The organism is Pseudoalteromonas prydzensis (assembly GCF_011050055.1).
GTDB lineage: Bacteria > Pseudomonadota > Gammaproteobacteria > Enterobacterales > Alteromonadaceae > Pseudoalteromonas > Pseudoalteromonas prydzensis_A.
In genome coordinates this window covers 1-8,554 of the sequence record NZ_DRGM01000186.1, presented here as the reverse complement: position 1 = coordinate 8,554, position 8,554 = coordinate 1, and the positions used below count along the sequence as shown (strand labels likewise).

Below are 8,554 nucleotides of genomic sequence, written 5' to 3'. Positions count from 1 at the left end.
TTTTTTGTTTATTAGATCATGAATATAAGAAAATAGAAACTTCTGTATAAGAGACAGGCTATCAGCTATCAGCTATCAGCTATCAGCTATCAGCTATCAGCTATCAGCTATCAGCTATCAGCTATCAGCTATCAGCTATCAGCTATCAGCTATCAGCTATCAGCTATCAGCTAAAAATTAAAAACCGCACTTGTGTTTAGTCAAGTACGGTTTTTATTTATGTCTAAAACTGACGGCTGACGGCTGACGGCTGACGGCTGACGGCTGACGGCTCAAAGCTTCTGGCTTTAAACTTTCATACACACATATTTTTCTTCGAGGTATTCGTCTAGCCCTTGATGGCCGCCTTCGCGGCCAAGGCCTGACTGTTTTACGCCACCAAATGGCGCTACTGGATTTGAAATCAAACCTTCATTTATGCCGACCATACCATATTCTAACGCTTCGCTTACACGGTAGATTTGCTTGATATCTTGGCTATAAAAATAAGCAGCGAGGCCGAAGGGTACATCGTTTGCCATCGCGAGTACTTCGGCTTCGTCATCAAAAGCAATAATACTGGCAACGGGACCAAATACTTCTTGGTGGTAAATATCCATTTCAGCAGTTACACCGGTTAAAATCACCGGAGCATAATAATTACCACTCAGTTCAGCGCTAACGCCAACACGCTTCGCACCTTTTGTGATTGCATCGGCAACTAACTGTTGCACTTTTTGCTTGGCTTGTGGGTAAATCAGTGGACCGATATCACAGTCTTTTGCAAGACCATTAGCAACTTTTAATGCTGCCACTTTCTCTGCCAGTTTTTCAAGCACTTTATCAAGTACGCTGCGCTGTACAAAAATACGGTTAGCCGCAACACAAGTTTGCCCGCCATTTCTGAATTTAGCGCCCATTAAACCGCTTACAGCTTCATCTAAATCAGCATTAGCAAAAATAATAAACGGTGCATTACCGCCAAGCTCCATCGACGTTCGCTTAATACTCGGGGCACATTGCGCTAGTAATTGCTTACCTACTCCCGTTGAACCGGTAAATGTAAACTTACGTACCACTTCTGATTTAGTGAGTAATTCGCCAACCATTTTGGCGTTTTCAGATACCAGCACATTAAATGCACCTTTTTCAAAACCAGCTTGATCAGCTAAATAGGCTAACGCGAGTGCGCACAAAGGAGTATGTTCCGAAGGTTTTAGTACAAAGCTACATCCTGCGGCATAAGCTGGCGCAACTTTACGCGTGACCATAGCAACCGGGAAATTCCATGGGGTTATGCCTGCAACCACACCAATGGGCTGTTTAAAACTAGTTAAACGGTGGTTGTCATCAGTGGCGGGGATCACATCGCCATAACTGCGTTTGGCTTGCTCGGCGTACCATTTAATAAAGCCTGCGCCATACTCAACTTCACCCAGCGCTTCTTTAAGTGGTTTACCTTGCTCTTTGGTCATTAATTCTGCAAGCGCTTGTTTATGCTGCATAACCAGTTCAAACCAGCGCATTAATACATTACTACGCGTTGTGGCATTGCTGGATTTAAGTTTAATAAATGCGCCGTGAGCGGCGTTGATAGCTTGTTTTACACCTGCTTGGTCAATATCACTGACCGAGGTAATGCTTTGTTCTGTAGCGGGGTCGATTATATCAAAATGACTAGCGGTCGAGTAAAACTCACCGTTAATGAATGAATCAGTAAATATAAGATGTGACATAGAAATCCCTCCGATGTGTAACTATCAGCTATCAGCTATCAGCTATCAGCTATCAGCTATCAGCTATCAGCTATCAGCTATCAGCTATCAGCTATCAGCTATCAGCTATCAGCTTAAAATAAAAAAACCATGCTTGTTAAGTCAAGCATGGTTTTATCTCTATACTGACGGCTGACGGCTGACGGCTGACGGCTGACGGCTCAAAGCTTACTGCTTTAAATCAATGCTCTTCATTAACGATATTGAGGTTATACTTTGGTATTTCAACTATTAAGTCCTCATCACGGATGATTGCTTGGCAACCAAGGCGTGATTCTGGCTCTAAGCCCCATGCTTTATCTAGCATGTCGTCTTCAAGTTCATCGCTTTCGTCAAGTGAGTCAAACCCTTCGCGGATCACCAAGTGACACGTAGTACAAGCACATGACTTTTCACACGCATGGGGAATGCTAATACCGTTTTTAAGTGCTACATCAAGAACTGTTTCACCGCTTGGTGCGTCAATTGCAGCGCCGTCAGGACATAATTCCGGATGGGGAAGAAAAATAATTTGTGGCATTCTAACCTCTTTTAAACGTTGTCTACTGACTGCCCTTGCAGTGCTTTTTTGATCGATGCATCCATTCTTAACTCAGCAAATTTACTACTGGCGTTATCAACTTTTTCAATGGCTGCTTTTATTTCATTTGGCTCGGTGGCTGTCTCGCGCACTGTAACTAGTTTAGCAATTTCTGCATTCAAGTTAGTTAATTCATGTTCATCGAGTAAAGCGCTATCGGTTGCAAGTGATGCATAAAGCGCTTCAATAACACGCAGTGCTTCAACTTGCTGCTCTTTGAGCATGCGCGCTTGCATATCATCTTTAGCGTTAGTCATCGACTCTTTAAGCATATTGGCTACTTGGTCATCCGATAAGCCAAACGATGGTTTAACTTGAATTTCAGCTTGTACACCCGTTGATTTTTCCATTGCCGATACACTCAGTAAGCCATCCGCATCGACTTTAAAGGTCACCCGAATATGCGCCGCACCGGCTGCCATTGGTGGAATACCTTTTAAGCTAAATTTAGCCAATGAACGGCAATCATCAACCAGCTCACGTTCGCCTTGCAATACATGCAACGACATCGCTGTTTGACCATCTTTAAAAGTAGTAAATTCTTGCGCACGCGCCACAGGAATAGTGGTATTACGTGGAATAATTTTCTCCACTAAGCCGCCCATGGTCTCAAGGCCAAGCGACAGTGGTAAAACATCAAGTAATAACATGTCGGAATCAGGCTTGTTGCCTACTAATACATCGGCTTGTAATGCTGCGCCCAGTGCAACTACGCGATCAGGGTCGATAGAGGTAAGCGGCTCTTTATTAAAGAACTCAGCAACTTGATTGCGTACGATTGGCATACGGGTTGAACCGCCTACTAGCACCACTTGCAGTACTTCGTCATTGCTAATGCCAGCATCTTTCACTGCGCGGCGGCACGAGCGTAGGGTCTTTTTAACCAATACCATGGCAAGTTCTTCAAACTTGTCGCGGGTTACTTCAACCGTGTACTTTTCATTATCAAACTCAAGGCCAACATTCACTTTGGCGTATTGGCTGAGTGCTTCTTTACAAGCTTTAGCTTTATTGATGAATAAACGTAAGTTTGAAGGTGATAATGTCATTACCCCAGTTTCACGCTTAAAGTGATCCACTAATAACGAGTCAAAATCGTCGCCGCCCAGGCTTGAGTCGCCACCGGTTGCGAGTACTTCAAATACACCTTGATTTAAGCGTAGAATTGAAATATCAAAGGTACCACCACCTAAATCATAAACCGCAATAATACCTTCTTGACCTGAATCTAGGCCATAAGCAACAGCGGCTGCGGTTGGTTCATTTAATAAACGCAGTACATTAATACCCGCAAGCTCCGCGGCATCTTTGGTGCTTTGGCGCTGTGCATCATCAAAGTACGCAGGTACGGTGATCACAGCACCTAAAATATCTTGCCCTGCAAAGCTTTCTTCTGCGCGTTGCTTTAACGCTTTTAAAATATCGCTTGATGCGGTGATTGGGCTGATATTGCCTGCGGCGGTAGTAATGGCAAGTGCACCATCATGCTGGCAAAAATCATACGGTAATTGGCCGTAGCTGTGTTCAATCTCAGCTTGCGTTTTACCTAAAAAGCGCTTAACCGAAACAAGCGTATTAGCAGGGTCTTGCGTAGCCGCTTGTGCCGCTTCTGCACCAACGGTAATACTGTCAGCCTGATAGCGAACAACAGAAGGGAGCATAGCTGCACCACTAATATCGGTAAGGGTATGGGCTTCGCCACTTTGCACTGTCGCAACGAGTGAGTTGGTAGTACCGAGATCAATACCTATTGCTAACTTATGTTCATGTGGTGCCGCGCTCTGCCCCGGCTCAGCAATCTGCAATAATGCCATAATGCTCTTTAACTCTTGTTTGACTTACTTGTCGTTCAGTAAGTTGGATAATTAATCATCGAATAAACTGTCTTCAATCCGCTCTAATTCATCACGTAGTTTATACACGAACTTTAATTTACGAATATTATCAGCGGCTAACTGCCATTGCTGCTGATCATTACTTGCTAATTGCTCTGCTAGTTGCGCGCTATACTGGCTATCTAGTTGCTTTATTTGCTGCTCAAACTGGGCAATAGCTGCATCAGGGTCAGTGCTTGTACTTAACTCTTCAAGCTCTTCACGCAGTTCCATTTGTTGCATTAAAAACTGCGGATCTTGCAAGGTTTGCTGTTCAGCTCGAATATCAACACCCAGTTCACTGAGCATATATTCAGCACGCTTTACTGGGTGCTTTAAGATTTGTAAGGCGTCGTTGATTTCGGCAGTATTTTGTACGGCTAATAATTTATCACGGCTGCTGGCATTGGCATGACGATCTGGGTGAACAGCACGCTGGAGTTCAAGATAATTCTTCGTGACTTTTGCCAAATCTACATTGTAATCAACGGGTATCGCAAACAATTCAAAATAGCGCATAATTCCAACCATGCCAAATTAACGTATTGGCTTAAAATTCAGATAGAACAAAGCCCTACAGGTGCAGGGCTTAAGAGTACAATCGGTTTATTGTTTAAACTGTGAAACTTTCGCCACAACCACACTCATCGGCTTGATTTGGGTTGATAAATTTAAACCCTTCATTCAAACCTTCTTTGGTGTAGTCAAGCTCAGTGCCATCAATATAAACCAAGCTTTTAGCGTCAACGATTACTTTCACCCCTTGAGATTCAAATACTTCGTCGCCTTCAGCTAACTCGTCAACAAACTCAAGAACATAAGCAAGACCTGAACAGCCCGTCGTTTTAATGCCTACGCGTAGGCCAAGACCTTTGCCGCGATTTGCTAAAAATGATTCTACGCGGTTTGCTGCCGCACCTGTCAATGTCACTGCCATGATTATCTCTTACTTCGCTTGTTTACTTTTGTAGTCTGCAATTGCTGCTTGGATTGCATCTTCAGCTAAAATTGAACAGTGAATTTTCACTGGCGGCAATTCAAGCTCAGCACTGATATCAGTGTTTTTGATCATTGCAGCTTCATCTAAAGTCTTACCTTTAACCCACTCTGTTACCAGTGATGATGAAGCAATTGCGCTACCACAACCGTATGTTTTAAATTTAGCATCTTCAATTATGCCGGCAGCTGATACTTTAATTTGCAGCTTCATTACGTCACCACATGCTGGTGCGCCAACCATACCAGTTGCTACTGATGGATCATTTTTGTCTAAAACACCTACGTTACGTGGGTTTTCAACATGATCGATTACTTTATCACTATAAGCCATAATTCTATCCTCATTACCTGCTAGCAGACGTGCTCAATCAATTAATGATGAGCCCATTCAACTGAATCTAAATCAACACCTTCTTGATGCATTTCCCAAAGAGGTGACATTTCACGTAAGCGACCGATAGAGCTCTTCATTAAATTGACGGTATAATCAATCTCTTCTTCGGTAGTAAAACGACCAATACTGAAACGAATTGAGCTATGTGCTAATTCATCGTTACGGCCAAGCGCACGTAATACATAAGAAGGCTCTAAGCTTGCTGAAGTACAGGCAGAACCTGATGATACAGCAATATCTTTAACAGCCATCAATAACGACTCACCTTCAACAAAATTGAAGCTGATGTTAACAATTCCTGGTACTGATTGGTCCGGCGTACCATTAAAGTACACTTCTTCCATATCAGCCATAATGCCATCAATTAAACGCTTACGAAGCGCGCTGATGTGTGCATGGTCTTTTTCAAAATCTTGCTTAGCAATTTTAAATGCTGTACCCATACCAACAAGTTGATGTGTTGCTAGTGTACCTGAACGCATACCACGTTCATGACCGCCACCGTGCATTTGCGCTTCTAAACGAGCACGCGGTTTACGGCGCACATATAATGCACCGATGCCTTTCGGGCCATATACTTTGTGCGCTGAGAATGACATAAAATCAACTTTAAGTTGTTGTACGTCGATTAACACTTTGCCCGCGCTTTGCGCTGCATCAACGTGGAACATGATTTTACGTTCACGACACATTTCGCCAATCGTCGCGATATCTTGAATCACACCTAGCTCGTTGTTTACGTGCATAATGCTTACTAATACGGTGTCGTCACGCATAGTTTGTTCAAGCTTTTTCAGGTCAAGCAGGCCGTTTTCTTCAACGTCCATATAAGTAACTTCAAAACCTTGACGCTCTAGTTCACGACAGGTGTCGATCACTGCTTTATGCTCAGTTTTAGCGGTAATAACGTGCTTACCTTTCTTTTTGTAAAACTGTGCTGCGCCTTTAATTGCAAGGTTGTTTGATTCTGTCGCACCCGAAGTGAAAACGATTTCACGTGGGTCTGCGTTAATTAAATCTGCGATATCAGTACGCGCCTGATCAATCGCCTCTTCAGCTTGCCAACCAAAACGGTGTGAACGCGATGCAGGGTTACCAAAATTGCCATCCATTGTTAGGCATTGCATCATTTCTTTTGCAACACGCTCGTCAACTGGCGTGGTTGCTGCGTAATCTAAATAAATCGGTAACTTCATTTCTTTCTCCGCTGGACGCCAACCTATAGTTGGCAGCTTACTTGAATATTTTCCAATTGCTTAATTGCATTGCTAACGTTGCTATTTTGGCGAGATGCAACTGCTTGCACATCTGATTGTTCCACCAACTCCGCAAGAGTAATACCATTTAAAAAGTCTTCTATTCGGGCGCTTAAATCTGACCATAAGGTGTGCGTTAAACAACGCATACCGCTTTGACAACCGCCAGTTGCACCATGACAACGGGTTGCATCTATTGATTCGTCAACAGCATTGATCACATCACCAACCGAAATAGCATGCGTTTCACGACCCAGTAGATAACCACCACCTGGGCCCCGCACAGAGCTAACCAAACCATTTTTACGTAATCGGGCAAATAACTGCTCAAGATACGACAACGAAATTTCTTGTCGCTCTGAAATATCGGCAAGGGGAACTGGCCCTACATTTGCGTGTAGCGCAACATCAAGCATCGCTGTCACGGCATATCTGCCTTTTGATGTTAACTTCATTGAGCCCCCGCACTAAAGAGTGCAAATTTTAATTACCAGAGTAAAATAGTCAAGTATTATATAAAGCCTAGGTTCTAGGTTCTAGGTTCTAGGTTCTAGGTTCTAGGTTCTAGGTTCTAGGTTCTACAAAGTTTATATAGCTCGATTCTAGTCAAGCTATTCCTAGCGCCTATATCTTCCTAGCCCCTCAATTCACTTCAATACCCGACTGTTTTAGTCAAGTATTGTGTTCATTGTAATTACCTGAGTAATTTAGTCAAGTATTAGCAGCAAATAGTCTTATAACTTTCGCTTATTTAGTAGACTTATTTATTGAGGTCAAAATACCGCGCAAGATATTCAGCTCTGCATCTTCTGGACGCGCGCGGTTAAATAACCGACGCAGCTTGGTCATTACCATGCCTGGGTGCTGTTTGATGATAAAACCTGTATCAAAAAGGGTTTTTTCTAAGTGTTCATAAAATAGCTCTGTTTGTTTTGAGCTTGGGTAAACTGCATCGTCTTCTTGGCTTGCTTTAGGTTGTTGCGTTAAAAACGCCATACGCGTTTCATAGCATAACGTTTGCACCGCCATAGCTAAATTAAGTGAGCTATATTCTGGATTGGCAGGGATACACACATGGTAATTACACAACTGTAATTCTTCATTGCTCAAGCCACTGTTTTCACGACCAAACACTAATGCTACAGGCCCATTCACGGCTTCAGCCACTAGTTTTTCGCCACACTCACGCGGCTCAACCATAGGCCATGATAACGTACGTGAACGCGCACTCGTACCAATCGTTAGCGCACAATCAGCAATGGCCTCTGCCACTGTATCAACAATCACCGCATTACCTAGCACATCAGTAGCACCCGCGGCTAATGCACTGGCGTGGCTGTCTACTTCACACGCAGGATCAACTAAATAAAGTTTTGATAAGCCCATGGTTTTCATTGCGCGGGCTGCTGAGCCGATGTTACCTGAATGCGAGGTGTTTACTAGAACAATACGGATGTCATCTAAGATCATTGCGGTGCTACTTTAACTCATACAAAAAATTGCGTGGATTATAACACGGATGTTAGCTATCAGCTATCAGCTATCAGCTATCAGCCTGTCTCTTATACAGAAGTTTCTATTTTCTTATATTCATGATCTAATAAACAAAAAAATTAGGTCATGAATATGGTAAGCAATGAATCTCTCGAATGGGCGCAACTTATTTTCAGTAAAGCTAAGCTTAACGATCCTCGCCG

9 protein-coding genes are annotated in these 8,554 nt (G+C 43.2%); all 9 read right to left on the bottom strand.

Annotation, left to right across the window (positions count from 1 at the left end; translation table 11 throughout):
- Positions 1-287: 287 nt before the first annotated feature.
- Positions 288-1,715: an NAD-dependent succinate-semialdehyde dehydrogenase gene (locus ENH88_RS18845; RefSeq protein ID WP_304184668.1), complete on the bottom strand. Its 1,428-nt coding sequence runs from the start codon at positions 1,713-1,715 to the stop codon at positions 288-290.
- A gap of 220 nt (positions 1,716-1,935) precedes the next feature.
- The gene (gene fdx / locus ENH88_RS18840; RefSeq protein WP_016710654.1) at positions 1,936-2,274 is read right to left on the bottom strand and encodes an ISC system 2Fe-2S type ferredoxin; all 339 of its coding nucleotides are present in this window, start codon (positions 2,272-2,274) and stop codon (positions 1,936-1,938) included.
- A gap of 11 nt (positions 2,275-2,285) precedes the next feature.
- Positions 2,286-4,148, bottom strand: a complete 1,863-nt coding sequence (hscA, locus tag ENH88_RS18835) for a Fe-S protein assembly chaperone HscA (protein WP_304184664.1) — start codon at positions 4,146-4,148, stop codon at positions 2,286-2,288.
- Between the two features lie 51 nt (positions 4,149-4,199).
- Entirely contained in the window at positions 4,200-4,727 is a 528-nt protein-coding gene (hscB, locus tag ENH88_RS18830; RefSeq protein WP_304184663.1) for a co-chaperone HscB, read from the bottom strand.
- A 94-nt stretch (positions 4,728-4,821) separates the two neighbouring features.
- Positions 4,822-5,145, bottom strand: a complete 324-nt coding sequence (gene iscA, locus ENH88_RS18825) for an iron-sulfur cluster assembly protein IscA (protein WP_192543116.1) — start codon at positions 5,143-5,145, stop codon at positions 4,822-4,824.
- 9 nt (positions 5,146-5,154) lie between these two features.
- A complete protein-coding gene (gene iscU, locus ENH88_RS18820; RefSeq protein ID WP_145236533.1) occupies positions 5,155-5,538 on the bottom strand; it encodes a Fe-S cluster assembly scaffold IscU in 384 nt (127 codons plus the stop codon).
- 41 nt (positions 5,539-5,579) lie between these two features.
- Entirely contained in the window at positions 5,580-6,797 is a 1,218-nt protein-coding gene (locus tag ENH88_RS18815; protein ID WP_304184659.1) for an IscS subfamily cysteine desulfurase, read from the bottom strand.
- Between the two features lie 23 nt (positions 6,798-6,820).
- Positions 6,821-7,312 carry a Fe-S cluster assembly transcriptional regulator IscR gene (gene iscR, locus ENH88_RS18810; protein ID WP_304184657.1) on the bottom strand — a complete coding sequence of 164 codons (492 nt, stop codon included), beginning with the start codon at positions 7,310-7,312 and terminating at the stop codon, positions 6,821-6,823.
- A gap of 292 nt (positions 7,313-7,604) precedes the next feature.
- Entirely contained in the window at positions 7,605-8,327 is a 723-nt protein-coding gene (gene trmJ / locus ENH88_RS18805; protein WP_304184655.1) for a tRNA (cytosine(32)/uridine(32)-2'-O)-methyltransferase TrmJ, read from the bottom strand.
- Positions 8,328-8,554: the final 227 nt, after the last annotated feature.

Coding starts and splice junctions, on each gene's coding strand:
- ENH88_RS18845 (WP_304184668.1), bottom strand. CDS start 1,715: ATGTCACATCTTATATTTACTGATTCATTCATTAACGGTGAGTTTTAC.
- fdx (WP_016710654.1), bottom strand. CDS start 2,274: ATGCCACAAATTATTTTTCTTCCCCATCCGGAATTATGTCCTGACGGC.
- hscA (WP_304184664.1), bottom strand. CDS start 4,148: ATGGCATTATTGCAGATTGCTGAGCCGGGGCAGAGCGCGGCACCACAT.
- hscB (WP_304184663.1), bottom strand. CDS start 4,727: ATGCGCTATTTTGAATTGTTTGCGATACCCGTTGATTACAATGTAGAT.
- iscA (WP_192543116.1), bottom strand. CDS start 5,145: ATGGCAGTGACATTGACAGGTGCGGCAGCAAACCGCGTAGAATCATTT.
- iscU (WP_145236533.1), bottom strand. CDS start 5,538: ATGGCTTATAGTGATAAAGTAATCGATCATGTTGAAAACCCACGTAAC.
- ENH88_RS18815 (WP_304184659.1), bottom strand. CDS start 6,797: ATGAAGTTACCGATTTATTTAGATTACGCAGCAACCACGCCAGTTGAC.
- iscR (WP_304184657.1), bottom strand. CDS start 7,312: ATGAAGTTAACATCAAAAGGCAGATATGCCGTGACAGCGATGCTTGAT.
- trmJ (WP_304184655.1), bottom strand. CDS start 8,327: ATGATCTTAGATGACATCCGTATTGTTCTAGTAAACACCTCGCATTCA.